The sequence below is a fragment of the Arthrobacter sp. TMS2-4 genome, assembly GCF_054511075.1.
On sequence record NZ_JBTNDI010000002.1, the window covers coordinates 428,127 to 454,147 of the forward strand.

The following is a 26,021-nucleotide window of genomic DNA, read 5'->3' on the forward strand; positions in this document are numbered from 1 at the left end:
CGGGGGTCACTGGCCCGGCCGGAGGCGGGTGGCCTCGAGCTTCTCTCGGACGTCCGGGAGGTGCCGGCGGCTGACCGGCAGCTCGGCGTCACCGACGAACAGGCTCGCCCGGCCGGCGCTGATCCGCACCTTCCGGACCTGGTCCATCGCCACCAGGTAGGAGCGGTGCGTGCGCAGGAACCCCGCCTCGGCCCACTGGCGCTCGAGGTCGTTGAGCGGGATGCGGATGAGGTAGCTGGCCTCGGAGGTGTGCAGACGCGCGTAGTCGCCCTGCGCCTGGACGTAGCGCACGTCGTCGCGCCTGATCATGCGGCTGACGCCGCCCTGGTCCACGGTGATGACCTCCGGCGCCGGCGTCGAGCCCTCCATCAGCTCGCACACCCGGCGCACGGATTCCGCGAGCCGTTCGGTGCGCACGGGTTTCAGGAGGTAGTCGACGGCGCGCAGTTCGAAGGCCTCCAGGGCGCGGTCCTCGTCCGCGGTGACGAACACGACGGCGGGAGGTCGGCTGGAGCGGGAGATCACCCGGGCGATGTCCAGCCCCGAGAGCGACGGCATGTGGATGTCGAGGAACAGGGCGTCGACGCTGTGCTGTTCCAGGACCTCGAGCGCTTCCGCGCCGCTCGACGCGCGGTGGACGGTCCCCACCCGGGCGTCCCTGCCGAGCAGGAACGCCAGTTCCTCGACGGCAGGGAGTTCATCGTCGACGACGACCACAGTGAGCATGCGTCCTAGATTACGCGCCTCACGCCTGATGCCCGGGCTGGGACTTGGGCACGCGCATCGTGATGAGCGTGCCGGCGCCGGGCGCGGTGTCGATGATGAGCCCGTGGTCGTCGCCGTAGACCTGGCGGAGGCGGGAATCGACGTTGCGCAGCCCCACGTGCACGCCCTCCGTGTGCCCGGCCAGCACCGAGCGCAGGTGCTCCGGGTCGATCCCCACGCCGTCGTCCTCGATGGTCACCTCGGCGAAGGGGCCGACGTCGTGGGCGGTGATGGTGATGTTCCCGATGCCGTCCTTCGAATCGAGGCCGTGGCGCACCGCGTTCTCGACGAGCGGCTGAAGGCTGAGGAACGGGATGACGGTGCTGAGGACCTCCGGGCCGATCTCGAGGCTGACCTTGAGCCGGTCGCCGAACCGGGCGCGTTCCAGCAGGAGGTAGCGGTCGATGCTGCGCAGTTCCTCCGCCACCGTGGTGAACTCGCCGTGGCGGCGGAACGAGTAGCGCGTGAAGTCCGCGAACTCGACCACGAGGTCGCGTGCACGCTGCGGATCGGTGTTGATGAAGGACGCGATCGCGTTGAGCGAGTTGTAGATGAAGTGGGGACTGATCTGCGCACGGAGGGCGCGTACCTCGGCCTCCGCGAGGAGGCGGCGCGAATAGTCCAGCTCGGCGAGTTCCACCTGGGTGGACACCCAGCCGGCGAGCTCGTTCGTGGCCCGGACGAGGCCGGCGTTGACGTCGTCGGCCAGGGCCCCGACCGTGCCGACCACGCGGTCGTCCACGCGGACGGGGGAGAGTACCAGCTCGCCGGGTTCCGCCAGTCCCGCGGCCTCGAGGCGCTGGCGGCGGAAGATCTGGGTGCGGCCCGACTCGAGGACCTGCCGGACCAGGGGCATCATCTCGGGCGGCGTCCCGCGCCCGCCGTCCCAGGCGAGCACCGCGGCGTCGTCACTGATCATGAGCACGTCGCACCGCAGGAGCCCGTGCAGGTACCGGCTCGCCTTCGAGGCCCCCGCCGGCGTGAGGCCCTCGCGGAGGTGCTCGGAGGCGAGGGCCGCGGTGTGGAGCGTGGCGTAGGTGGCGCGGTCCGCGTCGGAGCCGAGGTCCCGGTAGGAGCGGGACAGGCGGAACCCGAGCGAGGCGACGACGGCGACGGTGACGACGATGACGGCGCACACCAGGGCGGTGTCGACGGCGGCGCTGAACATTGCTCCAGAGTAGTCGGGCGGGCGCGCCCTCCAGCGCGACGGTCGACCGTTCACCGCACCCACCCGCACGCTCGGCGACGAACGCCCGTGTCCGGCTGGTGCGGCCCGCGACCATCCAGCAGAGTGATCGGAGTCACACCGACGTGCATTCCTGCGCGGCGACGCTGCCGCCCTCGCGGCTGGAGTGACTCCCGAGAAAGAAGGAGGAACCATGGGCTCGCACCCAGGAGAGCCGGCCGCCGGCTCCGGTTCTGCCGTCGACTTCACCGAAGTCCAGCAGACCGAGCAGTTCAGGGAACTGCGCAAGCGCCACCGCAGTTTCGTCTTCCCCATGGCAGTGTTCTTCCTGCTCTGGTACTTCGCCTATGTGCTGCTGGCCGCCTACGCGATCGATTTCATGGCCACTCCGGTGGTCGGCAACATCAACATCGGCATCGTGATGGGGCTGCTGCAGTTCGTCAGCACCTTCGCCATCACGATGTGGTACGTCAGCTACGCCAACCGGCGCCTCGACCCGATCGCCGCGAACCTCCGGCACGAGCTCGAGGAAGCGGCCCCCGAAGTGTTCATCGACCCGTCAGGCGGAAAGAAATGATCCCTCTCGTGAGTGCGGGCGTGCACGTGCCGCTCCAGGCGACCGAGACGACGACGGTCGGCTCACCGCTGCTCAACATCACCATCTTCGGACTGTTCGTCGCCGTCACCCTCGTGATCGTGCTCAGGGCGAGCCGCAACAACAAGACGGCGGCCGACTACTACGCCGCCGGCCGGTCCTTCACCGGCGGCCAGAACGGCACCGCCATCGCGGGGGACTACCTCTCGGCGGCGTCGTTCCTCGGCATCGTCGGCGCGATCGCCATCAACGGCTACGACGGCTTCCTCTACTCGATCGGGTTCCTCGTCGCCTGGCTCGTGGCACTGCTCCTGGTCGCCGAACTCCTTCGCAACACCGGCAAGTTCACCATGGCGGACGTGCTGTCCTTCCGCCTGAAGCAGCGTCCCGTCCGCATCGCGGCGGCCATCACGACGCTGGCGGTCTGCTTCTTCTACCTCCTCGCCCAGATGGCGGGCGCCGGCGGGCTCGTCTCGCTCCTGCTCGGCATCGACGACCGCCTCGGCCAGTCCCTGGTCATCACCGTCGTCGGCGTACTGATGATCATGTACGTCCTCATCGGCGGCATGAAGGGCACCACCTGGGTGCAGATCATCAAGGCCTGCCTCCTGATCTCCGGCGCGTTCATCATGACCGTCTGGGTCCTGGCCATCCACGACTTCAACTTCTCCACGCTGCTGGGTGCGGCGATCGAGACCTCCGGCAACGCGGCCATCACGAGCCCCGGCCTGCAGTACGGCCTCAGCGCCATCACGCGGCTCGACTTCCTCTCGCTGGCGCTCGCGCTCGTCCTCGGTACCGCGGCCCTGCCGCACGTGCTCATGCGCTTCTACACCGTCCCGACGGCGAAGGAGGCCCGCCGGTCCGTGGTCTGGGCCATCTGGCTCATCGGTGCCTTCTACCTGTTCACGCTCGTGCTCGGCTATGGCGCCAGTGCGCTGATCGGCTCCGAGCGCATCCTGGGCGCTCCGGGCGGCGTGAACTCGGCGGCGCCGCTGCTCGCCTACGAGCTCGGCGGGTCGATCCTCCTCGGCCTGATCTCCGCCGTCGCCTTCGCCACGATCCTCGCGGTCGTCGCGGGCCTGACCATCACGGCTGCGGCCTCCTTCGCCCACGACATCTACGCGAGCGTGATCCGCAAGGGCAGGGTCAACCCGGACGGCGAGGTCAAGGTGGCCCGCCGCACCGTCATCGTGATCGGCCTGCTGTCCATCCTGGGCGGCATCGGCGCGCAGGGCCAGAACGTGGCCTTCCTCGTGGCGCTCGCCTTCGCCGTGGCGGCCAGCGCCAACCTGCCGACCATCCTCTACTCGCTGTTCTGGAAGAAGTTCAACACCCAGGGCGCGGTCTGGAGCATGTACGGCGGCCTCGGCTCGGCGATCCTGCTGATCGCCCTCTCGCCCGTGGTCTCCGGCGGCGAGAAGTCGATGATCCAGGGCGCCGACTTCTCGGTGTTCCCGCTCAGCAACCCGGGCATCGTCTCGATCCCGCTGGCGTTCTTCCTCGGCTGGTTGGGCACCACGCTCTCCAAGACCGCGGAGGACCCCATGAAGCAGGCCGAGATGGAGGTGCGCTCGCTGACCGGTGTCGGTGCCGAGAAGGCCACCGACCACTGATCGGAACGTGACCGGATCCTGACCGACCCGTCCTGACGCGTGAGGCCGTCCCACTCCGGTGGGGCGGCCTCACGCGTAGAGGCCCCTCAGGACGCCGGACGCGGTCCGCGGGCCAGCAGCGGCTCGACCCGGAACGGGACGAGCTCTCCCATGGCCAGGGAGGTGTCACAGCGTTCCACGCCGTCGCAGCCGAGGATCTTGCCGTTGATCCGGAAGAGGTCCTCGGCGTCGACGGCGACCACGCGGACCAGGATGTCGGCCTGCCCGGTCAGGCCGAACGCCTCGATGACCTCGGGCACCGCGGCGATGCTGCGGGTGATGTCCGCGAGCTTCTGCTGCTGCACGTGGACGTGGATGAACGCGGTCAGCGGGTAGCCCAGTGCCACGGTGTTGATGCGCCGCTCGAAGGACAGGAAGACGCCCTTCTTCTCGAGCTGCGCCATCCTCGCCTGGACCGTGTTCCGGGACAGGCCGAGCTTCTGGGCGAGGGCGACGACGGTGCGCCGGGGGTCCTTCGACAGGGCCTGCAGCAGGCGTGTGTCGGTGAGGTCGAGGGGGTGCATAGTGCGCAACGCTAACACGGTGCAGTCGCCCCTTATCGGGCACTCTGCTCAGTCGACAGCGCTACGGTTGTGCCGACTGTTCCGTGTGAGTAGGGTCACAGTCACTCCGGGCAACGGCGCCCGGAGCCCTTCCAGCCGAGCGGATCGCCGGCGGAGGGCCCTCTGCGAATGCGAAGGTTGCGTGCAATGGCTCAGGACGGCACCCGGCCAGGACCGGGATCCACCGGCGGGATCGACGACGCCGGACCCGCGAGCGGGACGGTACTCCCGGGACCCGCCCGAGCGGGCGCGGACGACTTCGTGCAGCTCATCGACTCCTCCGGCGTCCGCCACCCGCACCCGCACTACGACGCACTCGTGGCCGACGTCGACGGCCCGGCGCTGCAGAAGCTCTACGAGGACATGGTGGTGGTCCGGCGCATCGACGCCGAGGCCACCGCGCTCCAGCGGCAGGGCGAGCTCGCACTCTGGCCGCCGCTGCTCGGCCAGGAGGCCGCTCAGATCGGTTCCGGCCGCGCCCTGCGCTCCGACGACTTCGTGTTCTCCAGCTACCGGGAGAACGCCGTCGCCTACTGTCGCGGCGTGGACCTCTCGGACATCCTGCGGGTCTGGCGGGGCAACGCGTCCTCGGGCTGGGACCCCTACACGATCAACATGGCCACCCCGCAGGTGATCATCGGGGCGCAGACCCTCCATGCCACCGGGTACGCCATGGGCATCATCAACGACGGCGCCGATTCCGTGGCCGTCGCCTATTTCGGTGACGGGGCCACGAGCCAGGGCGACGTCAACGAGGCCATGGTCTTCGCCGCCAGCTACCAGGCGCCGGTCCTCTTCTTCTGCCAGAACAACCACTGGGCCATCTCCGAGCCCGTGGGGCTGCAGGCGCACGTGCCCATCGCCCGCCGGGCACCCGGCTTCGGCATCCCCTCGGTGCGCGTGGACGGCAACGACGTCCTCGCGTGCCTCGCCGTGACCCGGGAGGCCCTCGCGCGGGCCCGTGCCGGCGGCGGTCCTACCTTCATCGAGGCCGTCACCTACCGCATGGGGCCGCACACCACGGCGGACGATCCCACCCGCTACCGGGACGCCAACGAACTCGAGGACTGGGCGGCACGCGACCCGCTGGCCCGGCTCGCCACGCTGCTCGACTCCCTCGGCCTGCTGGAGGCCGGTTACACGGATTCCGTGAAGGCCAAGGCCGACGCCGTGGCCGCCGAACTGCGGGAGGGCTGCCTGTCGATGCCCGAACCCGCGCCGTCGGACGTGTTCAAGCACGTGTACAGCACGCCCAACTCCTGGCTGGACCGCCAGCAGGACCATTACGAGCGCTACCTCGCCTCCTTCGCGCAGGAGCCCCAGGAAGGACCCCGCTGATGTCCACCATGACCTTCGGCCGTGCGATCACCGCCGGTCTCCGCCGCGCCATGGACGAGGACCCCAAGGTCATCCTCATGGGGGAGGACATCGGCAAGCTCGGGGGTGTCTTCCGCATCACGGACGGACTGCAGAAGGACTTCGGTCCGCACCGCGTCATGGACAGCCCGCTCGCCGAGGCCGGCATCATGGGCACCGCCGTCGGCATGGCGTACCGCGGGTACCGGCCGGTCGTCGAGATCCAGTTCGACGGCTTCATCTATCCCGCGTTCGACCAGATCGTGTGCCAGGTGGCCAAGCTGCACTACCGCACGCAGGGCGCCGTGAAGATGCCCATCACCGTCCGCGTGCCCTTCGGCGGCGGCATCGGGTCCCCGGAGCACCACTCCGAGTCTCCCGAGGCCTACTTCACACACACCTCCGGGCTGCGCGTGGTCAGCGTGTCCAACCCGCAGGACGCCTACACGATGATCCAGCAGGCCATCGCCTGCGACGATCCGGTCCTCTACTTCGAGCCCAAGCGGCGCTACCACGTCAAGGGCGAGGTGGACGAGGGCGTGGATCCGTTGTCGTCGGACATGGGAGCCGCACGCGTGGTGACCGAGGGGACCGACGTCACGCTCGTGACCTACGGTCCGCTGGTCCCGACCGCGCGCGACGCCGCCGTCGCAGCGTCCGACGACGGCATCTCGATCGAGGTGATCGACCTGCGTTCGCTCGCCCCCATCGATTTCGCCACGGTCGAGGCCTCCGTGCGGAAGACGGGCCGGCTCGTCGTCACGCACGAGGCCGCGCAGTCCGGCGGCCTCGGCGCCGAGATCGCCGCGAGCATCACGGAGCGGTGCTTCGACTACCTGGAGCACGCCCCCGTGCGGGTCACGGGCTTCGACATCCCGTACCCGTACTCGAAACTCGAATTCCACCACCTTCCGGACCTCGACAGGATCCTCGACGGAGTGGACCGCGCCCTGCGCCGGCCGAACTCCCTCAGCGGCCTCGACCACCCGGACAGCAGCCAGGGAGCAGGACAGTGACCGTGACCGCGTCGAGGGCCAACACCAGGATCCGCGAATTCCGCCTGCCCGACCTCGGCGAGGGACTGACGGAGTCGGAGATCGTCCAGTGGCACGTCGCCGAGGGCGACACCGTGGAACTCAACCAGATCATCGCCGACGTCGAGACCGCGAAGGCCGTCGTGGAACTGCCCTCGCCCTACGCCGGCGTGGTGGTGCGCCTCCACGAGGCTGCGGGCACCGTCGTCGACGTCGGGGCGCCGATCGTCTCGTTCGACGTCGAGGGCGGGCCCGACGCCGATGTCCAGGACCAGCCGCCGCCCGCCGATGGGCCTGCCTCGGACGACCCGGTGCCGGCGAAGCGCGAGCCGAACCTCGTGGGGTACGGGGCCGCGGTGGAGAAGAGCGGGCGTCCGCAGCGGCGCGGCCGCACGCTCCCGGGGGCAGGCGCGCCGCCATCGGTGGCATCTCCCCAGCACCGCGAGCGGCCCCGGTCGACGCCGCCCGTCCGCAAGCTGGCCCGCGACCTCGGCATCTCCCTCGACGGCCTCGCGGGCACCGGTCCCGGGGCCCTCATCACGCGGGCCGACGTGCTGGCCGCGATCGCGGGTGGACCGGCGCCGGTCGCGTCCTCACCGGGCGCGCCGACAGTGCACGCCCTGCCGGAGCCTGTCCCGCAGCCGGTGCGGTCGGGCGCCGGGGAGACGCGGACGCCGATCCGCGGCGTGCGGAAGCACACGGCGGCCGCCATGGTAGCCAGCGCCTTCACCGCCCCGCACGCGACCGAGTTCCTGACCATCGACGTCACGCCGACCATGGAGCTGCTCGCGGAGCTCAAGGCGGGTCGCGCGTTCGAGGGCACCCGCGTGACGCCGCTGACCGTCGTGGCGAAGGCCGTCTGCATCGCGATCGGGCGCAATCCGAGCCTGAATTCGTCCTGGGACGAGCAGGCGCAGGAGATCGTGCAGTACGCGGACGTGAACCTGGGGATCGCCGCGGCCACGCCGCGCGGACTCCTCGTGCCGAACATCAAGGCAGCGCAGGCACGAACCCTCAAGGACCTCGCGCAGGCACTCGGTGCGCTGACGGAGACGGCCAGGGCAGGGAGGACCTCGCCGGCGGACCTCACGGGTGGCACGGTCTCCATCACGAACATCGGGGTCTTCGGCATCGACGCGGGCACGCCGATCCTGAATCCGGGGGAGGCGGCGATCCTCGCGATGGGCGCCGTCCGCAGCATGCCCTGGGAGTACCGGGGTGACATCGCCCTGCGGTCGGTGATGACGCTCAGCCTGTCCTTCGACCACCGGCTCGTGGACGGCGAGCAGGGCTCCCGCTTCCTGGCGGACGTCGGCACGATCCTCCGGAACCCGGCGATGGTCCTGACGATGGTCTGACGCGCGCGACCGGGCTCTAGGAGAAGAGGGCGCCGTATCCTCCGGAGCGCTCGAGGTAGGGCTCCCAGAGGATCTGCCCTGGGTCGGTGCCGCCGATCACGGCGCCGAGGCGATCGAGGTAGTAGTCCCAGCCCGGTCCGACACTCGTGGCCATGGCCGCACCGACCGGCCCGTCGGGAACGGCCTGGGTGAATTCCAGGAGTGTCAGACCGTCCGCCTCGGTGAGCTCCAGGCCGTGCTGCCAGGCGATGCGCGGACCGGATCCGTCGGGTGAGAAAGGGGCGCTGTCGTGGCTGCGCACCCGGAAGCGGCGGGGCGGCTCGCACACCTCCACGAGGTAGGCCTCCTCGGGGACGTCGTCGCCCTCGGCGGTCATCCGGAAGACGATCTCGCCTGAGGCGGGGTCCCCGGTCCACGTGCCGATCCAGCGCCGCATCCGCTCGGGATCGGTGCAGGCGGCCCAGACGTCACCGATCGGGGCGGCGAACGAGCGGGTGAAGACGAGCTGTTCCGTTCCGTCGCGCGTCTCGCGGCGGCCCAGCGGGGTGGTGCTCATGCGATGTCCTCCCTGGGGTCGGGAAATGCAGGCCTTGCGGTCGGGACAGGCTACGGCTTCACGGTCGGGAAGCGCTAGGGCAGTTCGAGGATGAGTTCTCGCACCACGGCGCCGCGGGCCGGAGCGAAACCCTGCGTCTCGCCGACCTGCCGGAATCCCCAGCGCTCGAGGATGCGGATGGAGTTCATGTTGTCGGCCACCGCACGGGCCCGGATGGGCCGCTGCGTCACCTCGTCCAGGAACTGTCCGACGGCGGCGGTGGTGATGCCCTGCCCCCAGCGGGACCGGTCGATCCAGTAGCTGATCTCCGGCGTCTCACCGTCGTGGTAGGCGAGGATGCTGCCCACCACCTCGCCGTCCGAGAGGATGGTCCGCACCGTGATCCGGCGGTCGTTGAGGATGTCCTGCCAGTGGTTGTCGAACACCCCGCGGTCGGACGGGTTCTTGGCCCCGAAAGCGGCCATGTGGTTGGCGCTCGGGTCCAGCTGGTGCGAGAAGAACTCGTCGAGGTCGGTGGCTTCAACGGGTCGTAGCGTGATCACGGCGGTACCTTCGGTCGGTGGGGTGGCCGGGCGGTCGGCGCGGCAGGAACTTCTCGGGATTCAGCGTACTAGGGGGCGCGGCCCTCACACTGTCAGGGCCGCCCACGCCATCTGTTCCAGGAGATCCCGGAACACGGCCAGCTCCCGCGCGGAGCTGGGGCGGTGGGTGGTGTGCGGGGTCGAGTTGATCAGCCCGAACACGGCATGCACCTTCCGCCGCAGCAGCGACGGGTCGGTGTCCGGCCGGTAGGCGGCCAGCTCGTCCACCCACACCTGCACGTAGTTGCGCTGCAGGGACCGCACGGCGCGCTGGTCGTCGGTCGCCAGCGCGCCGAGGTCGCGGTCCTGGACGCGGATGACGTCGGCGTGGCTCACGGCGAACTCCACCTGGAACGCGATGAGGTCCTTCAGGGCCTCCTCGGGTGAGGCGGCCGCGGCGGCGACCTCCCGTCCGCCGTCGAGCAGGTCCTCGCTGACCCCGGTGAGTAGGGCCGAGAGCACGGAGGGCTTGCCCGCGAAGTGCCGGTAGACGGCTGGGCCGCTCACGCCCGCCGCCGCGCCGAGGTCCTCGATGGACACGCCGTTGTAGCCCCGCTCCGCGAACAGCCGGGCGGCGGCCTGCAGCAGCGCGGCGCGCCGTGTGGCCTTGGCGATGCTCCGGCCGGTCACGCGCTCGCGGATGGGCGATGCCTCCATGCGGGGTCCTCGTCGTCGGGGGTCGGTCCTGTCCGGGAGGGAACAGTTCCCTCATTCTGATGGACTTCCCGGTTAATGACCACTAACCTGAAACGAGTTAGCGCGTGCTAACTGAATCGTGCCCGAGGAAGTAGTCGATGGAGACCCTGACGTCGAAGGTGGATCCGCTCTCGCCGGCGTTCACCGCGAACCATGCCGCCCAGACCGCGCTGGTGGAGGACCTCCGCTCGCGCCTCGCGACCGCCGCCCTTGGCGGACCCGAACGGTCACGGGAACGGCACGTCGCGCGCGGCAAGCTCCTGCCGCGCGAGCGCATCGACCAGCTCCTCGACGACGGCAGTCCCTTCCTCGAGATCGCCCCGCTGGCGGCGAACGGCATGTACGACGACGAGTGCCCGGGCGCCGGCGTGATCGCCGGGATCGGCCTGGTGCACGGGCGCCACATCCTCGTGATCTCGAACGACGCGACCGTCAAGGGGGGCACCTACTACCCGCTGACGGTGAAGAAACACCTCCGCGCGCAGGAGATCGCCCTCGAGAACAACCTGCCGTGCGTCTACCTCGTGGACTCCGGGGGAGCGTTCCTTCCCCGCCAGGACGACGTGTTCCCCGACCGCAACCACTTCGGCCGGATCTTCTACAACCAGGCCACCATGTCGGCGCGCAAGATCCCGCAGATCGCCGCGGTACTGGGAAGCTGTACCGCCGGCGGCGCCTACGTCCCCGCCATGAGCGACGAGACCGTGATCGTCCGTAATCAGGGCACCATCTTCCTGGGCGGACCGCCGCTGGTGAAGGCCGCGATCGGCGAGGTGGTGACCGCGGAGGAACTCGGCGGCGGCGAGGTGCACTCCCGGGTCTCGGGCGTCACGGACCACCTGGCGGACAACGACCAGCACGCGCTCGAGATCGTCCGCGACATCATCGCCACCCTGCCGCCCGCCACCACTGCGCCGTACGCGCCGGTTCCCGATGCCCTCGAGCCGCCGGCGCCGGCCGTCGCGGAGGACGAGCTCTACGGGGCCGTGCCCACGGACGTCAACGCCTCCTACGACGCCCGCGAGATCATCGCGCGCATCGTCGACGGCTCGCTCTTCCACGAATTCAAGCGCGAGTACGGCACCACGCTCGTCACGGGCTTCGCGACCATCCACGGCCACCGCGTGGGCATCGTCGCCAACAACGGCGTGCTGTTCAGCGAGTCGGCGCTCAAGGGCGCCCACTTCATCGAACTCTGCGACCAGCGCGGCGTCCCGCTGGTCTTCCTGCAGAACCTCTCGGGCTTCATGGTCGGCAAGGACTACGAGGCGGGCGGCATCGCCAAGAACGGCGCCAAGATGGTCACCGCGGTCGCCACCGCGCGTGTGCCGAAACTGACCGTCATCGTCGGCGGCTCCTTCGGTGCCGGCAACTACTCGATGTGCGGCAGGGCGTTCTCCCCGCGGTTCCTGTGGATGTGGCCCGCGAGCCGCATCTCCGTCATGGGCGGCAACCAGGCGTCGTCCGTGCTCGCCACCGTCCGCCGCGACCAGCTCGAGGCCCGCGGCGAGGAGTGGCCGCTCGAGGACGAGGAGGCGTTCCGTGCCCCCATCCGCGACCAGTACGAGGCGCAGGGGAATCCCTACTACTCGACGGCGCGACTCTGGGACGACGGCGTGATCGACCCGGCCGACACGCGGACCGTCCTCGGCCTCGCCCTCGACGTCTGCGCCAATGCGCCCCTGCCCGATACCTCCTTCGGCCTCTTCCGGATGTGACCAGATGACCCCCAGCCAGACCCCCAGCCTCACCGCCGGCCCGACCACGACCGCCGACTGGCCCTTCGACACCGTCCTCGTGGCCAACCGCGGCGAGATCGCCTGCCGCGTTATCCGCTCCGTCCGTGCGCTGGGTCTGCGGTCCGTCGCCGTCTACAGCGACGCCGACGCCGGTGCCCGGCACGTCCTGGAAGCGGATGTCGCCGTCCGGATCGGTGCCGCCGCGCCGTCGGAGAGCTACCTCTCCATCCCTGCCGTCGTCGACGCCTGCCGCCGCACCGGAGCCGGCGCGGTGCACCCCGGGTACGGGTTCCTCAGCGAGAACGCGGCCTTCGCCGACGCGCTGCAGGAGGCAGGGATCGTCTTCATCGGCCCGAGCGTCCACTCCCTCGACGTCATGGGCGACAAGATCCGGTCCAAGAACCACGTGGCCGGCTTCGGCGTGCCGGTGGTCCCGGGTATCGCCGAACCGGGCCTGACGGACGAGGACCTCGTGCGGGCGGCCGCAGACGTCGGCTTCCCGCTGCTCATCAAGCCCTCGGCGGGCGGCGGCGGCAAGGGGATGCACGCCGTCCACCGCCCGGAGGACCTCCCCGAGGTGCTCACGACGGCCCGCCGCGTCGCCGCCCGCGCCTTCGGCGACGACACCCTGTTCCTGGAACGGCTCGTTCCACGGCCCCGCCACATCGAGGTGCAGGTCCTTGCCGATACCCATGGCACCGTGATCCACCTCGGCGAGCGCGAGTGCTCGCTGCAGCGCCGCCACCAGAAGGTGATCGAGGAGGCGCCGTCGGCCCTGCTCGACGAGACCACGCGCCGCCGGATCGGCGAAGCCGCCTGCAACGCCGCCCGCAGCGTGGACTACACGGGTGCCGGGACGGTCGAGTTCCTCGTCTCCGACGCCGCACCGGACGAGTTCTTCTTCATGGAGATGAACACGCGCCTGCAGGTCGAGCACCCCGTCACGGAGCTCGTCACCGGGGTGGACCTCGTTCAATGGCAGATCCGCGTCGCCGCGGGGGAGCGCCTGCCGCTCACCCAGGACGACGTCGTCCTCACCGGCCACGCCGTCGAGGCGCGCGTGTACGCCGAGAACCCCGAGGCGGGCTTCCTCCCGTCCACCGGCAGCATCCTGGCGCTCGCCGAACCGGCGGGCGACGGGATCCGCGTGGACAGCTCTCTGCTGCCCGGCGGGACCGTCTCGTCGTCGTATGATCCGATGCTCGCCAAGGTGATCGCCTGGGGCGCCGATCGCGCCCAGGCGCTCGACCGCCTCGACGCAGCGCTCGCCGGCACCGTGGTGCTCGGCGTGGACACCAACCTCGAGTACCTGCGCCTGCTGATCGGGGACGACGACGTCCGGGCCGGGCGCCTCGACACCACGCTGATCGAGCGGAAGCTCCCCGAGCTCGCGTTCCGGCACGTCACGGCGCAGGACCTGGCGCTCGCCGCCGTCCTCCTCGTCCAGGCGGAGGGTCTGGCGGCATCCGGCCGCACGTCCCCATGGAGCCGCGGGGACGGCTTCCGCCTCGGCCCGGCGCGGCCGCGCACCGTCCCGCTCGAGTACGACGGCGGGACGGCGACCGTCCGGCTGCTGCGGAACGGCACGGGGTGGACCGCGACGGTCGACGACGCCCCTGACCTCACGGTCGCCGTCACCGTCGAGGACGGTGTGCCCGGCGCGACCATCGACGGCCTCCGGTCGCACCTCCCGTCCGCGGTCGACGGGGACACGGTCTGGCTGGGCGACGGCGGCTGGTCCACGCGCATCCGCAGGCCCGGGCGCCGCGAGCTCGTCGACGCCGCACGCTCCCGCATCCTGCGGGAGGAGGGCGCGGCGGACCCCTTGGTCCGCAGCCCCATGCCCGGGACGGTCGTGTCCGTCGCGGTCGTCGACGGCGCCACGGTCGAGGCCGGCGACGTCCTCGTCGCGGTCGAGGCCATGAAGATGGAACACCAGCTCACCGCCGGCCTGTCCGGCGTCGTCCGCCTGTCCCTCAAACCGGGGGACCTCGTCAAGGCCCAGCAGATCGTCGCGACCATCGAGGCCGCCACCTCCGACTCCAGCACCACACCCGGCTCCACACCAGGTTCCACGGAAGGGAACGCAGCATGAACTTCGAACTGAGCGAGGAATACCAGAGCCTCGTCGACACCGTCCGCGAGTTCGCCGACGAGGTGGTGGCCCCGGTCTCCGCCAAGCACGACGCCGAACACAGCTTCCCCTACGAGGTCGTCAAGCAGATGGGCGACATGGGCCTGTTCGGGCTCCCGTTCCCCGAGGAGTACGGCGGCATGGGTGGCGACTACTTCGCGCTGTGCCTGGCCCTCGAGCAGCTGGCCCGCGTGGACCAGTCGGTCGCCATCACGCTCGAGGCCGGTGTCTCCCTCGGCGCCATGCCCGTCTACCGGTTCGGCACCGAGGAGCAGAAGCAGCAGTGGCTGCCGTCCCTCGCATCGGGCTCGGCCCTGGGTGGCTTCGGCCTCACCGAGTCGGAAGCCGGGTCGGACGCCTCGGGGACCAAGACCACCGCGAAGCTCGAGGACGGGGCCAACGGTCCCGAGTGGGTGGTCAACGGCACGAAGGAGTTCATCACCAACTCCGGCACCGACATCACCTCCCTCGTGACCGTCACCGCGGTCACGGGAACCTCCGAACGGCCGGACGGTTCGGTGAAGAAGGAGATCTCCACCATCCTCGTGCCCACCGACACACCCGGGTTCACCGCGGAGAAGGCCTACAACAAGGTGGGCTGGAACGCCTCGGATACGCACCCGTTGACCCTGAAGGACGTCCGCGTCCCGGAGGCGAACCTGCTCGGCACCCGGGGACGCGGCTACGCCAACTTCCTGCAGATCCTCGACGAGGGCCGCATCGCCATCGCGGCACTCGCGACCGGTGCGGCCCAGGGGTGCGTGGAGCAGTCCATCCGGTACGCCGGGGAGCGCACGGCATTCGGCAACACCATCGGCGCCTACCAGTCCATCCAGTTCAAGATCGCCCGCATGCAGGTCCGCGCCCACACCGCGCGCCTCGCCTACTACGACGCCGCGGCCCGCATGCTCGCCGGCAAGCCGTTCAAGACGCAGGCCTCGATCGCGAAGCTCGTGGCCGGCGAGGCTGCCATGGACAATGCCCGCGATGCGACACAGATCTTCGGCGGCTACGGGTTCATCAACGAGTTCGTGGTGTCCAGGCACTACCGTGATTCGAAGATTCTCGAGATCGGCGAGGGGACCACGGAGGTCCAGCTCATGCTCATCGCGAGGGAACTCGGCCTCTAGGTCCATCCAGCCGACGCACGCAGCGGCGACACGAAGGAGAAGCAGTGATCAACAAGGTGGTTGGCAGTGCGGCGGAGGCCGTGGCGGACATTCCCGACGGCGCATCCCTCGCGGTCGGCGGGTTCGGCCTCTGCGGCATCCCGGCGACCCTGATCGAGGCCCTGCACGCCCAGGGGACGGCGGAGCTCGAGACGGTGAGCAACAACTGCGGGGTGGACGACTGGGGGCTCGGCATCCTGCTGGCCGACCACCGCATCCGCCGGACCATCAGCTCCTACGTGGGCGAGAACAAGGAGTTCGCCCGCCAGTACCTCGCGGGCGAGCTCGAGGTGGAGCTCACGCCGCAGGGCACGCTCGCCGAGAAGCTGCGGGCGGGCGGCGCGGGCATCCCCGCGTTCTACACGACGGCGGGCGTCGGCACCCAGGTCAGCGAGGGCGGCCTGCCGCAGCGCTACGACGCTTCAGGCAACGTCACGCAAGCCTCGCAGCCCAAGGAGGTGCGGTCCTTCGACGGGGTCGACTACGTGCTCGAGGAGTCCGTCCGCCCCGACTACGCTCTCGTCCACGCCTGGAAGGGCGACCGCCACGGCAACCTCGTCTTCCACGCGACCGCGATGAACTTCAACCCGCTGTGTGCCCAGGCCGGCCGCATCACCATCGCGGAGGTGGAGGAGCTCGTGGAACCCGGCGAGCTCGACCCCGGGCAGGTCCACACGCCCGGCATCTTCGTGCAGCGCGTCGTCGTCGCACCCGACCCCGAGAAGCGCGTCGAGAAGCGGACCGTCTCGCTGGCCACGCCCGCCTCGCCCTCCGCGCCCGAAGGAGCATGACCATGGCACTGACACGCAACGAACTCGCCGCCCGGGTGGCCCAGGAGCTCGGGAACGGCCAGTACGTGAACCTCGGGATCGGCATGCCCACGCTGATTCCCAACTACATCCCCGAGGGCGTCGAGGTGGTGCTGCACTCGGAGAACGGCATTCTCGGCGTGGGGCCGTACCCGGCGGAGGACGCCGTCGACCCCGACCTCATCAATGCCGGCAAGGAGACCGTGACCGCCAACGCCGGGGCCGCGTTCTTCGACTCCGCGTCATCCTTCGGCATGATCCGCGGCGGGCACGTCGACGTCGCGGTGCTCGGTGCCATGGAGGTGGCGCGGAACGGCGACCTCGCGAACTGGATGGTGCCCGGCAAGATGGTCAAGGGCATGGGCGGCGCCATGGACCTCGTGTTCGGGGCCAAGCGCGTGATCGTCATGATGGAGCACGTGGACCGCGCCGGGCGGCCGAAGATCGTCGAGTCCTGCTCCCTGCCGCTCACCGGCAAGGGCTGTGTGGACCGGATCATCACCGACCTCGCCGTCATGGACGTCGACTCCGACGGCCTCGTGCTGCGCGAGACGGCACCCGGCGTCAGCACCGACGACGTCATCGCAGCTACGGGCGCGCCGCTGCGCGTGGAGCTCGGGGGAGAGGCGTGATCGAGCAGCGCGGCCTGTACTTCGACGAGCTCGAGGTCGGTGCCGTGTACGCGCACCGGCCGGGCCGGACGCTCACCGAGGCCGACAACGTCCTCTTCACCACCCTCACCATGAACACGCAGGCGCTGCACCTGGACGCGGCGTGGTCGGCCGGCCAGCCGTTCGGGCAGCGGCTCGTGAACTCGATGCTGACCCTGGCGACGCTCGTGGGGCAGTCCGTCTCCCAGCTGACGCAGGGCACCATCGTGGCGCAGCTCGGACTCACCGACGTCGCGTTCCCGAAGCCGCTCTTCCACGGCGACACGCTGTACACGGAGACCGAGATCACCGGGGTGCGGCCGTCGTCGTCCCGGCCCGGGCAGGGCATCGTCTCGATGGCCCACACCGGGCGCAACCAGCACGGTGACGTGGTGGCGACGGCGAGCCGCAGCGTCCTCATGTGGGCCTCGACCGCGCGACCGGACGCGCAGGCATGAGCAGCAGTGTGGTGGGTCCGGCCCTGCTGTTCTGCCCGGCGGACCGCCCGGAACGCTACGGGAAGGCAGCGGACCGCTCCGACACCGTGATCCTCGATCTCGAGGACGCCGTCGCGCCGGCAGCGAAGGAGGCCGCGCGGGAGGCGCTTGTTGCGTCCACGCTCGACCCAGAGAGCACCGTCGTGCGGGTGAACGCTGTCGGGACACCCGATTTCGCCCTCGACTGCGCAGCGGTCCGCCGCACGTCCTATCGCACGATCATGCTCGCCAAGACGGAGTCGCCGGACGACGTCGCCGCCGTCCGGGCGGCCCTCGGTGACGTGGACGTTCTCGCGCTGTGCGAGACCGCGCGTGGTGTCGTGAACGCCGTCGGGATCGCCCGTGCCGACGGCGTCAGCGCGCTGATGTGGGGCGCCGAGGACCTCGTGGCGTCGCTCGGCGGGACGTCGAGCCGACGGCCCGACGGCGCGTACCGTGCGGTGGCCCTCCAGGCACGCTCGCAGGTGCTGCTCGCCGCGGGCGCCGCGGGCCGGCTGGCCATCGACGCCGTGTACGTGGACATCGCCGATCTCAAGGGCCTGACAGCGGAAGCGGACGACGCCGTCGCCTCCGGTTTCGGGGCGAAGGCCTGTATCCACCCCGGTCAGATCGCGACGGTCCGGGCAGCGTTCGCCCCGGCCGAGGCCGACGTCGCGTGGGCGCGCGCGGTCCTCGCGGCGGCCGAGACCGAACGCGGAGTCTTCACCTTCGAGGGAAGGATGGTCGACGAGCCGATCCTCCGCCACGCGCGCAGTGTACTGGGCCGGGCGTCGGGCGGCTGAGGTTCAGAAGGGCGGCAGCGCTTCCGCGTCGGGCACGCGCTCAGTACGCATCGCCGCCTCGATCTCGTGCAGGACCCGTACGGTCGCCGACGCTCCCGGGCCGCCGGGAGGTGGCTCGGGCGGCGTCGTATAGGTCCGACCGCCCGGCGACAACCAACTCAGCCCGCCGTTGGGATCGGGACGCGGCGTCCAGTCCGTCTGGTGCTTCAGCATGTGGTGCCGCCTGCACGCGGGATAGAGATTGTGCGCGCTCGTGCAGCCGGCGTCGGCCCAGGACACCAGATGATCCAGATCGCAGCGGCTCGCGGGACGGGAACAGCCGTAGAAGCTGCAGGTCTTCTCCCGGAGCTGGACCCAGGTCCGCAGGTCCTCGCTCGGGCGGTAGCGGGTCCGGTCCAGGCCGAGCACCGCACCCGTGTACGGGTGGGTGAGCAGACGCATCCACGAGGTGGCGTCCGCTGCCAGTCGGCGCGCGGCGTCGGCCGGGATCGGTCCGTAACCCTCCAGTTCGGCCGGCTCATCCGTGAGGCCCATCAGCGAGAACACCGGGACGGTCACCACGATCTTCGCCGCCGCGGAGTGCGAGCCCTCACCGGAAGGCACGCCGGCGCCGAGCAGCCTGTCGGCCAGGATGTCTGCCCGCAGCTGTGGCAGCGTCCGCGGATCATCGCCGCTCCGCAGGGCACGGGCCGCCGCGTCCACCGAGGTGTGGATCGTCAGAGCCTGCTCCGCCGGCAGGTAGGCACTCAATCACGCCATCCCGTCGTGGTCCGGCTCGAAGACGACGCAGCGGTCGGTCGCAGCCCGAACCCGGCGGGCGGTCAGCGTCTCGGGATGGAGCTTCTCCCGCAGCCGGCGGCACCGAGCGGTGAGCCTCGGGCGGTTCAGGTTCCCTGCACTCTTCAGGATCTCGGTCTCGAACCCGTGTACGGCCTCGTCAGGGAGGGTGCGGGACTGCTCGACGATGACCGACGCCCGTCCGGGGCAGATCTCGCCCTTCTCCAGGGCCGCAAGGGTGTTCGTCAGCTCACCGGTCAGGGTCAGGGACTCCGAGACAAGCCGCGCGGCTGATCCCTCGGACATCGTGAGCAGTGCTGCGGTCTCGGCAACCGTCTCGGTGAAGGCCAGGGACGAGGCCGTACCCGACCAGGAGTGATGGTCAGGATTACTGAAGGTGTGGGCTCTTGCGATCAGGCGGGCCCGCTGGGCGGCAGCCCAGGACGCCAGCCGGTCCGCGGCCCGCAGCAGGTCGAGGGTGGCCGCAAGGCTGGAAAGGTCGACCGCACCGGATGCAGCCTCCTCCAGCCCTCCGACCAGGCCGTACGACGATGCGTCCTCGACACGCGCACGGGCATGTTCGTCGACCCCGTCATGATTGAATTCGCCGTCCGAACCGAGGAACTCCTCGAACGCATCCGCGGGCCAGCCTTCGAGCGCCTCGCTGTAGGCGTCCTCGAGAGTCAGCAGCGCCGATCCGTTCATGGCTCCAGCCAATCACCTCCCACCGACAAAATAGGGAGTTTCCTGCGGGATACTGGGGCCATGGATTTCAGCAACCCCACCCGCGGGCACCGGCGCGTCACCATCCTCGGCTCCACCGGTTCGATCGGCACCCAGGCCCTCGACGTGATCGCCGCCGCGCCGGACCGCTTCAGCGTGGCCGGACTCACCGCAGGTGGGCGGAACCTCGAACTCCTCGCCCGCCAGGCCGTCGCCGTGCGGGCCCCCGCCGTCGGCGTCGCATCCGGCACCGAAGCCGAGCTTGAGAAGGCCATTGGAGAAGCCTCCGACGACGCCGGCGTCACCGGCTACGCCCCGCACCTGTTCGCCGGCGACCGCGCCGCAGCCGACGTCGCCGCCTGGCCCGACGCCGACGTCGTGCTCAACGGGATCACCGGCTCCATCGGACTGGAGCCCACCCTCGCCGCACTCGGTGCCGGGCACCTGCTCGCCCTCGCGAACAAGGAATCGCTGATCGCCGGGGGAGCCCTCGTCCGCGCGGCGGCCGCCCCCGGGCAGCTGGTCCCGGTCGACTCCGAGCACTCGGCCATAGCACAGGCGCTCCGCGGGGGGACGGCGGACGAGGTGGACCGGCTCGTCCTCACGGCCTCGGGCGGTCCGTTCCGCGGCATGACCCGTGCCCAGCTGCAGCACGTGACCCCCAGCCAGGCCGTCGCCCACCCCACCTGGGACATGGGCCGCGTGATCAGCACCAACTCGGCGTCCATGGTCAACAAGGCCCTCGAGGTGGTGGAGGCGCACCTGCTCTTCGACGTCCCGCTCGAGCGCATCGATGTCGTCGTGCATCCGCAGTCCGTGATCCACTCGATGGTCCAGTTCGTCGACGGATCCACCCTGGCGCAGGTGTCGCCACCCGACATGCGCCTCCCGATCGCGCTCGGCATGGGCTGGCCGTTCCGCGTGCCCGGGTCGGCGAAAGCATGCGACTGGAGCCGCTCCGAGGAGTGGACCTTCGAGCCGCTCGACGACGACGCCTTCCCCGCCGTCGCGCTCGCCAAGCAGGCCGCAGCCGAGGGCGGCACCCGCATGGCGGTCTACAACGCGGCGAACGAGGAAGCCGTGGACGCCTTTCACAGGGGAGTTCTAGGTTTCACTGACATCGTGGACACGGTCTCCGCCGTCGTCGGGGAGCAGCGCGCCCAGGACACGGGCGCCGCCGCCGGTGAGCTCACACTGGATGCCGTCCTCGCGGCGGAACGCTGGGCACGCCGGAGTGCCCGGGTCCGTTGTGGGCTCGAGGACGCGCCCCTGTCGGAGCGTGCAGGGGATCTGCAAGGCCAGAAGGAAACGTTGTGACTGTTCTGCTGTTCATCATCGGAGTGCTGTTCGTCGTCGTCGGCATCGCGGCGTCGATCGCGCTGCACGAGGTGGGGCACCTGGTGCCCGCGAAGCTCTTCCGGGTCCGGGTCACCCAGTACATGGTCGGCTTCGGCCCCACCGTCTGGTCGAAGCGCCGCGGCGAGACCGAATACGGGCTCAAGGCGATCCCGGCGGGTGGCTACGTCGCGATGGTGGGCATGTTCCCGCCCGCGGCGACGGAGGCCGGTGCCGTCCGCCAGTCCAGCACGGGCGTCTTCCAGCAACTGTCCGACGACGCACGCCGCGCCGCGGCCGAGCAGCTGCAGCCCGGCGACGAGGACCGCGTCTTCTACAAGCTGCCCATCTGGAAGCGCATCATCATCATGCTCGGCGGCCCGCTGATGAACCTCCTCATCGGCGTCGTCCTCTTCGCGGTCCTCATCATGGGGTTCGGGACCGCCCAGGCCACCACGACGGTCGCCGAGGTGTACCGCTGCGTGGTCCCCGCCAGCCAGCAGGCGGCCACCGGCCAGACCGACTGCGGACCCGACGACCCCGCCGCCCCCGCCTTCCAGGCAGGCCTGGAGCCCGGCGACCGCGTGGTCGCCTTCGACGGACGTGACGTCACCGACTGGGACCAGCTGTCCGGCTGGATCCGGGACGCGGCCGGACGCGAGGTCGGCATCTCCTACGTCCGCGACGGCGAGAGAATCGACTCCACGATCACGCCCCTGCTGACGGAACGGCCCGTCGCTGCGGAGGACGGGACCGCAGCGGTCGACGACGACGGCACCGCACTCACCCAGGAGGTCGGCTTCATCGGCGTCGGCTCGACGCAGGAGCTCGTGCCCCAGCCCGCCACGGAGGTGCTTCCCGCCGTCGGCGACTCGCTCGCGAGCGTGGCCGGCGTGGTGCTGAACCTGCCGCAGCGCGTGATCGAGGTGGGCCAGGCGGCGTTCTCGGACGCCCCGCGTGACCCGGAGGGCCCCATCAGCGTGGTCGGCGTCGGCCGGATCGCCGGGGAGATCTCCGCGATGGAGGAGATCCCCGTCGCCTCCCGCGCCGCGACCCTCGTCGGACTCGTCGCGGGCGTGAACCTCGCCCTGTTCGTGTTCAACCTCATCCCGCTCCTGCCGCTCGACGGCGGGCACGTGGCCGGAGCGCTCTGGGAGGGGCTCCGCCGCGGCGTCGCCCGCCTGTTCAAGCGCCCGGATCCGGGACCGTTCGACATGGCGAAGCTGCTGCCGCTCACCTACGCCGTCGCGATCCTCCTGCTGGGCATGGGCGTCCTGCTGATCTACGCCGATATCGTGAAGCCGGTCGATCTCTTCGGCTAGCCGGTTGTAATTACGAATTCAACCTCATACGGTTGAAGAATGTTCGTCCTCACGATCGACCAGGCCGCCAGCCGCACCTCCCCGGACCGGATCCCGGAGCTGCTGGACCTCCTGCAGCCCATCCGCGCCGTCCTGCCCTGGGAGCGCTCGGTAGGGGACGAGGCGCAGGGCGCCCTCATCGATCCCGCCGACGTCGTCGACGCCGTCCTGCTCTGCCTTCGTGCGGGCGGCTGGTACGTGGGGATCGGCGTCGGTGGAGTGGAGGAACCCTTCCCGGCGTCGCCGCGGGAAGGTCGGGGGTCCGCGTTCGTCGCCGCCAGGAAGGCCGTGGACCGGGCGAAGAAGACCGGTGACCGAGCGCCGCTCGCCGTCGAGGGGCCGGACGGCCGCGCCGATGTCGCAGTGGAGGCCGAAGGCGTCCTCGCGCTGCTCGGCCGGCACATCATGGGGCGCTCCGAGGCCGAGTGGCGCATCCTCGATCTCCTGCAGCCCGGCGAGCGCGGCACCCAGACCGCTGTCGCACGGAGCCTCGGCATCAGTCCGCAGGCCGTGAGCAAGGCGGCCGCCCGTGCGGCCTGGCACGAGGAGCGTGCGGTCCGGAATGCGGCGGCACGCCTCCTGGCCTGGACCGACCGGGAGGAATGATTCCCGGCGCCGACCGGCCCGACGACGCCCTGCCCCAATCAGGGGGTGGCGTGCGGTAGACAGGATGGACGACCGGTGCGGTCGACGACGGTTCAGGAGGTAGCGGTGGAGGCTCTGTGGATCGCGGTGGCCCTCGTCGCCGCGGGCGGCCTGGGGTATCCCGTGACCATGCTCGTGCTGCGCCTGGCGCGATCGGTGGACACCGCGGAGCGGCGCAGGGAACTCCCCGAACCGGCGGACCAGCCGCAGCTCGAGATGCCGGAGCCTCCGGAACATCCGCCGCAGGCGCCGATCGATGCCCTCCCGCCCGGGGTGCTCCGCGGCGGGCTGGTCATCGGCGTGCTCGAGCGCCTCGCAGTGACCGTCGCCATCCTCGGCGGCCAGCCCGTCGCGATCGCCTACGTCGTAGCCGTGAAGGCCCTCGGACGCTATGCCGAGCTGAAGGAGACCCCCGCCGCGGCGGAGCGGTTCATCATCGGCACACTGACCTCCCTGCTGTGGGCCGCGAGCGTCGCGACGATCGTCAAGGTCTACCTGCTGGGAGTCACGTAGGGTGAAACCCATGAGTATCTTTGCCGTCGAGTACGTCTACAACCCCGATCACGACCACATCCGCGCCGAGCACCGGCCTGCACACCGGGAGTGGCTCGAAGCGCTCGTCGGCGACGGCCGCGTCCTCGCGTCGGGCCCGTTCGCCGACGGCACCGGGGCGCTCCTGCTCTTCGCCTCCCCGACCGAGGCCGACCTCCACCAGCTGGTGAGCGAGGATCCGTTCGCGCAGGCCGGGGCGATCTCCGCCGTCAAGACCACCGCATGGAACCCCGTCGTCGGAGCCTTCCGCAACCTCGTGTGACCTGCATCCCGGCAGGACGCCGCGGCGTCCTGCCGGGTGGATAATGAAGACACGTATGTCGTCACACGTGCGGCCAGGGCCGCCAGCATGGAGGATGTTTTGACCTCGGTCAACCTAGGAATGCCAGCAGCACCGCCCCCCGTCCTCGCTCCCCGGCGCAAGACGCGCCAGATCAAGGTGGGATCGGTGGGGGTCGGATCCGATTCCCCGATCAGCATCCAGTCGATGACGACGACGCCGACCACGGACATCAACGCGACCCTGCAGCAGATCGCGGAGCTCACGGCCACCGGCTGCGACATCGTCCGCGTCGCGTGCCCCTCGGCGGACGACGCCGCGGCACTGCCGATCATCGCGAAGAAGTCGCAGATCCCGGTGATCGCGGACATCCACTTCCAGCCCAAGTACGTGTACGCCGCGATCGACGCCGGCTGCGCGGCGGTCCGCGTGAACCCGGGCAACATCCGCAAGTTCGACGACCAGGTCAAGCAGATCGCCGACGCCGCGAAGGCTGCCGGCACCTCGATCCGCATCGGCGTCAACGCCGGGTCGCTCGATCCGCGCCTCATGGAGAAGTACGGGAAAGCCACTCCGGAGGCGCTCGTCGAATCGGCCGTCTGGGAGGCCTCCCTGTTCGAGGAGCACGACTTCCACGACTTCAAGATCTCCGTCAAGCACAACGACCCCGTGATCATGGTCCGGGCCTACGAGCTCCTGGCCGAGCGCGGCGACTGGCCCCTGCACCTCGGGGTCACCGAGGCCGGGCCGGCCTTCCAGGGCACGATCAAGTCCGCCACCGCGTTCGGCGCGCTCCTGTCCAAGGGCATCGGCGACACCATCCGCGTCTCCCTCTCGGCGCCGCCGGTCGAGGAGATCAAGGTGGGCAACCAGATCCTCCAGTCCCTCAACCTGCGCCCCCGCAAGCTCGAGATCGTGTCCTGCCCCTCGTGCGGCCGCGCGCAGGTGGACGTCTACACCCTCGCCGAGGAGGTGACCGCCGGCCTCGAAGGCATGGAGGTCCCGCTGCGCGTGGCCGTGATGGGCTGCGTGGTCAACGGACCGGGCGAGGCCCGCGAGGCCGACCTCGGCGTCGCCTCCGGCAACGGCAAGGGCCAGATCTTCGTCCGGGGCGAGGTCATCAAGACCGTGCCCGAGGACCAGATCGTGGAGACCCTCATCGAGGAAGCCATGCGGATCGCGGAGGAGATGGGGGAGGCTGATGGCGAAACTGCTGGCCAGGGTGGCCCCATGGTTACCGTTAGCTAGGCCCCAGCCCGACCCGGAGGGGCCGTGGTCGTTCCGGGTGCTCGGCGAAGCGGACACTCCCGACCTGTGGAGCCTCGTCAACGCGGACCCCGTGGCCAACGTCTTCGTCGCGTCGCATCTCGAAGCCACGCGCAGTGCTGCGCCGTCGTTCGCCGGCGGCGAGGTCATCGGGATGTTCCGCCACCAGGAGCTCCGTGCCGCCTGCTGGGCGGGGGTCAATCTCGTCCCGGTCGGCGTGACGGACGAGACCGGTGCCATCTTCGGTGACCACCTGGGCCGGTCGGGGCGCACCTTCTCCTCGATCTTCGGCCTGTCCGAGGGCGTGATGGACATGTGGTCGACCCTCGAGGACTACAGCGCCGAGCCGTTCGACATCCGGCCCACCCAGCCCCTCATGGCCATCGACACGGACCCCCTCGTCGCCCCGGCGCCGGATCTGCGCTTCACCCGGCCCGACGAGCTCGACCGCCTCCTGCCCGCCTGCGCGGCGATGTTCGAGGAGGAGGTCGGCTACTCGCCCTTCCTCGGCGGGTCCGACCACTACCGTCGGCGGGTCGCCTCGCTGATCGGTCGCCGGCACTCCCTGGCGGCGTTCGACGACGACGGCACGGTGATCTTCAAGGCCGAGCTCGGCACCGTGTCCTTGCAGGCCGTCCAGGTGCAGGGGGTCTGGGTGCACCCCGACCACCGCGGCCGGGGCCTCAGCGCCGCCTACATGGCCGGCGTCGTCGTCGCCGCCCGTTCGCTGGCACCCACCGTCAGCCTGTACGTGAACTCGTACAACGCGCGTGCCCTCGCGGCGTACAAGCGCGTGGGCTTCGAGCAGGTGGACACCTTCGCCACGATCCTCTTCTGAGGCCCCCTCGGAGCGCAGGTGACGGCGTCGGGGCGGGCGGACCGGCTAGATTGGTACCTGTTGTTTCCCGCCGGACGGCGGGGGCGTGAAGCGCTCGATGAATACGAACGGACACCCGC

Annotated in this window: 25 protein-coding genes and 1 pseudogene; 19 read left to right on the top strand and 7 right to left on the bottom strand. The window is 70.3% G+C overall.

The genetic code is table 11. The features are described 5' to 3' along the window. Positions 1-6: 6 nt before the first annotated feature. Positions 7-726, bottom strand: a complete 720-nt coding sequence (locus ACX80F_RS05090; RefSeq protein WP_459335288.1) for a LytR/AlgR family response regulator transcription factor — start codon at positions 724-726, stop codon at positions 7-9. Positions 727-745: 19 nt separating this feature from the next. Further along, positions 746-1,933 carry a histidine kinase gene (locus ACX80F_RS05095; protein ID WP_459335289.1) on the bottom strand — a complete coding sequence of 396 codons (1,188 nt, stop codon included), beginning with the start codon at positions 1,931-1,933 and terminating at the stop codon, positions 746-748. Between the two features lie 211 nt (positions 1,934-2,144). On the opposite strand from ACX80F_RS05095, the gene ACX80F_RS05100 reads away from it, so the two are divergent. After that, positions 2,145-2,528 carry a DUF485 domain-containing protein gene (locus ACX80F_RS05100; RefSeq protein ID WP_459335290.1) on the top strand — a complete coding sequence of 128 codons (384 nt, stop codon included), beginning with the start codon at positions 2,145-2,147 and terminating at the stop codon, positions 2,526-2,528. After that, a complete protein-coding gene (locus ACX80F_RS05105) occupies positions 2,525-4,162 on the top strand; it encodes a solute symporter family protein (RefSeq protein ID WP_459335291.1) in 1,638 nt (545 codons plus the stop codon). Before ACX80F_RS05100 ends, ACX80F_RS05105 begins: the two co-directional genes overlap by 4 nt. Before the next feature lie 86 nt (positions 4,163-4,248). Here the strand turns inward: ACX80F_RS05105 and ACX80F_RS05110 are convergent, their stop codons facing one another. After that, a complete protein-coding gene (locus ACX80F_RS05110) occupies positions 4,249-4,725 on the bottom strand; it encodes an Lrp/AsnC family transcriptional regulator (RefSeq protein WP_459335292.1) in 477 nt (158 codons plus the stop codon). Positions 4,726-4,911: 186 nt separating this feature from the next. Here ACX80F_RS05110 and pdhA point away from each other — a divergent pair, with 186 nt between their 5' ends. Genes pdhA through ACX80F_RS05125 form a run of 3 tightly spaced genes read left to right on the top strand, consistent with a single transcriptional unit; the run spans position 4,912 to position 8,512 of the window. Then, positions 4,912-6,102, top strand: coding sequence for a pyruvate dehydrogenase (acetyl-transferring) E1 component subunit alpha (pdhA, locus tag ACX80F_RS05115; protein WP_459335293.1), 1,191 nt, complete (start codon positions 4,912-4,914; stop codon positions 6,100-6,102). After that, a complete protein-coding gene (locus ACX80F_RS05120) occupies positions 6,102-7,136 on the top strand; it encodes an alpha-ketoacid dehydrogenase subunit beta (RefSeq protein ID WP_459335294.1) in 1,035 nt (344 codons plus the stop codon). The genes pdhA and ACX80F_RS05120 overlap by 1 nt, the downstream gene beginning before the upstream one ends. Then, positions 7,133-8,512, top strand: a complete 1,380-nt coding sequence (locus ACX80F_RS05125; protein WP_459335295.1) for a dihydrolipoamide acetyltransferase family protein — start codon at positions 7,133-7,135, stop codon at positions 8,510-8,512. Before ACX80F_RS05120 ends, ACX80F_RS05125 begins: the two co-directional genes overlap by 4 nt. A 16-nt stretch (positions 8,513-8,528) precedes the next feature. Here ACX80F_RS05125 and ACX80F_RS05130 read toward each other — a convergent pair whose 3' ends face one another. From ACX80F_RS05130 to ACX80F_RS05140, 3 genes are all read right to left on the bottom strand, one after another. Further along, the gene (locus ACX80F_RS05130) at positions 8,529-9,068 is read right to left on the bottom strand and encodes an SRPBCC domain-containing protein (RefSeq protein ID WP_459335296.1); all 540 of its coding nucleotides are present in this window, start codon (positions 9,066-9,068) and stop codon (positions 8,529-8,531) included. Between the two features lie 74 nt (positions 9,069-9,142). Beyond that, positions 9,143-9,610, bottom strand: coding sequence for a GNAT family N-acetyltransferase (locus ACX80F_RS05135; RefSeq protein WP_459335297.1), 468 nt, complete (start codon positions 9,608-9,610; stop codon positions 9,143-9,145). Between the two features lie 84 nt (positions 9,611-9,694). Beyond that, the gene (locus ACX80F_RS05140; protein WP_459335298.1) at positions 9,695-10,306 is read right to left on the bottom strand and encodes a TetR/AcrR family transcriptional regulator; all 612 of its coding nucleotides are present in this window, start codon (positions 10,304-10,306) and stop codon (positions 9,695-9,697) included. Positions 10,307-10,443: 137 nt separating this feature from the next. On the opposite strand from ACX80F_RS05140, the gene ACX80F_RS05145 reads away from it, so the two are divergent. From ACX80F_RS05145 to ACX80F_RS05175, 7 genes are read left to right on the top strand one after another with little or no spacing between them, the layout of a single operon-like run. After that, on the top strand, positions 10,444-12,063 hold the full coding sequence (locus ACX80F_RS05145) for a carboxyl transferase domain-containing protein (protein ID WP_459335299.1): 1,620 nt from the start codon (positions 10,444-10,446) through the stop codon (positions 12,061-12,063). A 4-nt stretch (positions 12,064-12,067) separates the two neighbouring features. Beyond that, entirely contained in the window at positions 12,068-14,179 is a 2,112-nt protein-coding gene (locus tag ACX80F_RS05150) for an acetyl/propionyl/methylcrotonyl-CoA carboxylase subunit alpha (RefSeq protein ID WP_459335300.1), read from the top strand. Then, complete coding sequence (locus ACX80F_RS05155; RefSeq protein WP_459335301.1) at positions 14,176-15,348, top strand: acyl-CoA dehydrogenase family protein; 1,173 nt, start codon at positions 14,176-14,178, stop codon at positions 15,346-15,348. Before ACX80F_RS05150 ends, ACX80F_RS05155 begins: the two co-directional genes overlap by 4 nt. Positions 15,349-15,392: 44 nt before the next feature. Beyond that, positions 15,393-16,178, top strand: coding sequence for a CoA transferase subunit A (locus tag ACX80F_RS05160; RefSeq protein ID WP_459335302.1), 786 nt, complete (start codon positions 15,393-15,395; stop codon positions 16,176-16,178). A gap of 2 nt (positions 16,179-16,180) precedes the next feature. After that, positions 16,181-16,828: a CoA transferase subunit B gene (locus ACX80F_RS05165; RefSeq protein ID WP_459335303.1), complete on the top strand. Its 648-nt coding sequence runs from the start codon at positions 16,181-16,183 to the stop codon at positions 16,826-16,828. Next, the gene (locus ACX80F_RS05170; protein ID WP_459335304.1) at positions 16,825-17,304 is read left to right on the top strand and encodes a MaoC family dehydratase; all 480 of its coding nucleotides are present in this window, start codon (positions 16,825-16,827) and stop codon (positions 17,302-17,304) included. Before ACX80F_RS05165 ends, ACX80F_RS05170 begins: the two co-directional genes overlap by 4 nt. Continuing rightward, the gene (locus tag ACX80F_RS05175; RefSeq protein ID WP_459335305.1) at positions 17,301-18,125 is read left to right on the top strand and encodes an HpcH/HpaI aldolase/citrate lyase family protein; all 825 of its coding nucleotides are present in this window, start codon (positions 17,301-17,303) and stop codon (positions 18,123-18,125) included. The genes ACX80F_RS05170 and ACX80F_RS05175 overlap by 4 nt, the downstream gene beginning before the upstream one ends. A 3-nt stretch (positions 18,126-18,128) precedes the next feature. Here ACX80F_RS05175 and ACX80F_RS05180 read toward each other — a convergent pair. Continuing rightward, a pseudogene (locus ACX80F_RS05180) lies at positions 18,129-19,607 on the bottom strand (HNH endonuclease signature motif containing protein). Between the two features lie 60 nt (positions 19,608-19,667). Here ACX80F_RS05180 and dxr point away from each other — a divergent pair. The 7 genes from dxr to ACX80F_RS05215 all read left to right on the top strand — a co-directional run bounded on the left by dxr (position 19,668) and on the right by ACX80F_RS05215 (position 25,902). Then, complete coding sequence (dxr, locus tag ACX80F_RS05185) at positions 19,668-20,942, top strand: 1-deoxy-D-xylulose-5-phosphate reductoisomerase (RefSeq protein ID WP_459335306.1); 1,275 nt, start codon at positions 19,668-19,670, stop codon at positions 20,940-20,942. Next, positions 20,939-22,282: a M50 family metallopeptidase gene (locus tag ACX80F_RS05190; RefSeq protein ID WP_459335307.1), complete on the top strand. Its 1,344-nt coding sequence runs from the start codon at positions 20,939-20,941 to the stop codon at positions 22,280-22,282. The genes dxr and ACX80F_RS05190 overlap by 4 nt, the downstream gene beginning before the upstream one ends. Before the next feature lie 39 nt (positions 22,283-22,321). Continuing rightward, positions 22,322-22,927 carry a MarR family transcriptional regulator gene (locus ACX80F_RS05195; RefSeq protein ID WP_459335308.1) on the top strand — a complete coding sequence of 202 codons (606 nt, stop codon included), beginning with the start codon at positions 22,322-22,324 and terminating at the stop codon, positions 22,925-22,927. A gap of 105 nt (positions 22,928-23,032) precedes the next feature. Then, positions 23,033-23,479 carry a hypothetical protein gene (locus ACX80F_RS05200; protein ID WP_459335309.1) on the top strand — a complete coding sequence of 149 codons (447 nt, stop codon included), beginning with the start codon at positions 23,033-23,035 and terminating at the stop codon, positions 23,477-23,479. Between the two features lie 10 nt (positions 23,480-23,489). Beyond that, entirely contained in the window at positions 23,490-23,780 is a 291-nt protein-coding gene (locus tag ACX80F_RS05205) for a YciI family protein (protein WP_459335310.1), read from the top strand. Between the two features lie 99 nt (positions 23,781-23,879). Beyond that, positions 23,880-25,046 carry a flavodoxin-dependent (E)-4-hydroxy-3-methylbut-2-enyl-diphosphate synthase gene (gene ispG / locus ACX80F_RS05210; RefSeq protein WP_459335311.1) on the top strand — a complete coding sequence of 389 codons (1,167 nt, stop codon included), beginning with the start codon at positions 23,880-23,882 and terminating at the stop codon, positions 25,044-25,046. 37 nt (positions 25,047-25,083) lie between these two features. After that, complete coding sequence (locus ACX80F_RS05215) at positions 25,084-25,902, top strand: GNAT family N-acetyltransferase (protein ID WP_459335312.1); 819 nt, start codon at positions 25,084-25,086, stop codon at positions 25,900-25,902. Positions 25,903-26,021 lie beyond the last annotated feature (119 nt).

What these genes read in the sequence shown, in the direction of transcription:
- ACX80F_RS05090 (WP_459335288.1), bottom strand. Translation starts at nt 726, where the DNA reads ATGCTCACTGTGGTCGTCGTCGACGATGAACTCCCTGCCGTCGAGGAA.
- ACX80F_RS05095 (WP_459335289.1), bottom strand. Translation starts at nt 1,933, where the DNA reads ATGTTCAGCGCCGCCGTCGACACCGCCCTGGTGTGCGCCGTCATCGTC.
- ACX80F_RS05100 (WP_459335290.1), top strand. Translation starts at nt 2,145, where the DNA reads ATGGGCTCGCACCCAGGAGAGCCGGCCGCCGGCTCCGGTTCTGCCGTC.
- ACX80F_RS05105 (WP_459335291.1), top strand. Translation starts at nt 2,525, where the DNA reads ATGATCCCTCTCGTGAGTGCGGGCGTGCACGTGCCGCTCCAGGCGACC.
- ACX80F_RS05110 (WP_459335292.1), bottom strand. Translation starts at nt 4,725, where the DNA reads ATGCACCCCCTCGACCTCACCGACACACGCCTGCTGCAGGCCCTGTCG.
- pdhA (WP_459335293.1), top strand. Translation starts at nt 4,912, where the DNA reads ATGGCTCAGGACGGCACCCGGCCAGGACCGGGATCCACCGGCGGGATC.
- ACX80F_RS05120 (WP_459335294.1), top strand. Translation starts at nt 6,102, where the DNA reads ATGTCCACCATGACCTTCGGCCGTGCGATCACCGCCGGTCTCCGCCGC.
- ACX80F_RS05130 (WP_459335296.1), bottom strand. Translation starts at nt 9,068, where the DNA reads ATGAGCACCACCCCGCTGGGCCGCCGCGAGACGCGCGACGGAACGGAA.
- ACX80F_RS05140 (WP_459335298.1), bottom strand. Translation starts at nt 10,306, where the DNA reads ATGGAGGCATCGCCCATCCGCGAGCGCGTGACCGGCCGGAGCATCGCC.
- ACX80F_RS05145 (WP_459335299.1), top strand. Translation starts at nt 10,444, where the DNA reads ATGGAGACCCTGACGTCGAAGGTGGATCCGCTCTCGCCGGCGTTCACC.
- ACX80F_RS05150 (WP_459335300.1), top strand. Translation starts at nt 12,068, where the DNA reads ATGACCCCCAGCCAGACCCCCAGCCTCACCGCCGGCCCGACCACGACC.
- ACX80F_RS05155 (WP_459335301.1), top strand. Translation starts at nt 14,176, where the DNA reads ATGAACTTCGAACTGAGCGAGGAATACCAGAGCCTCGTCGACACCGTC.
- ACX80F_RS05165 (WP_459335303.1), top strand. Translation starts at nt 16,181, where the DNA reads ATGGCACTGACACGCAACGAACTCGCCGCCCGGGTGGCCCAGGAGCTC.
- ACX80F_RS05175 (WP_459335305.1), top strand. Translation starts at nt 17,301, where the DNA reads ATGAGCAGCAGTGTGGTGGGTCCGGCCCTGCTGTTCTGCCCGGCGGAC.
- dxr (WP_459335306.1), top strand. Translation starts at nt 19,668, where the DNA reads ATGGATTTCAGCAACCCCACCCGCGGGCACCGGCGCGTCACCATCCTC.
- ACX80F_RS05195 (WP_459335308.1), top strand. Translation starts at nt 22,322, where the DNA reads ATGTTCGTCCTCACGATCGACCAGGCCGCCAGCCGCACCTCCCCGGAC.
- ACX80F_RS05205 (WP_459335310.1), top strand. Translation starts at nt 23,490, where the DNA reads ATGAGTATCTTTGCCGTCGAGTACGTCTACAACCCCGATCACGACCAC.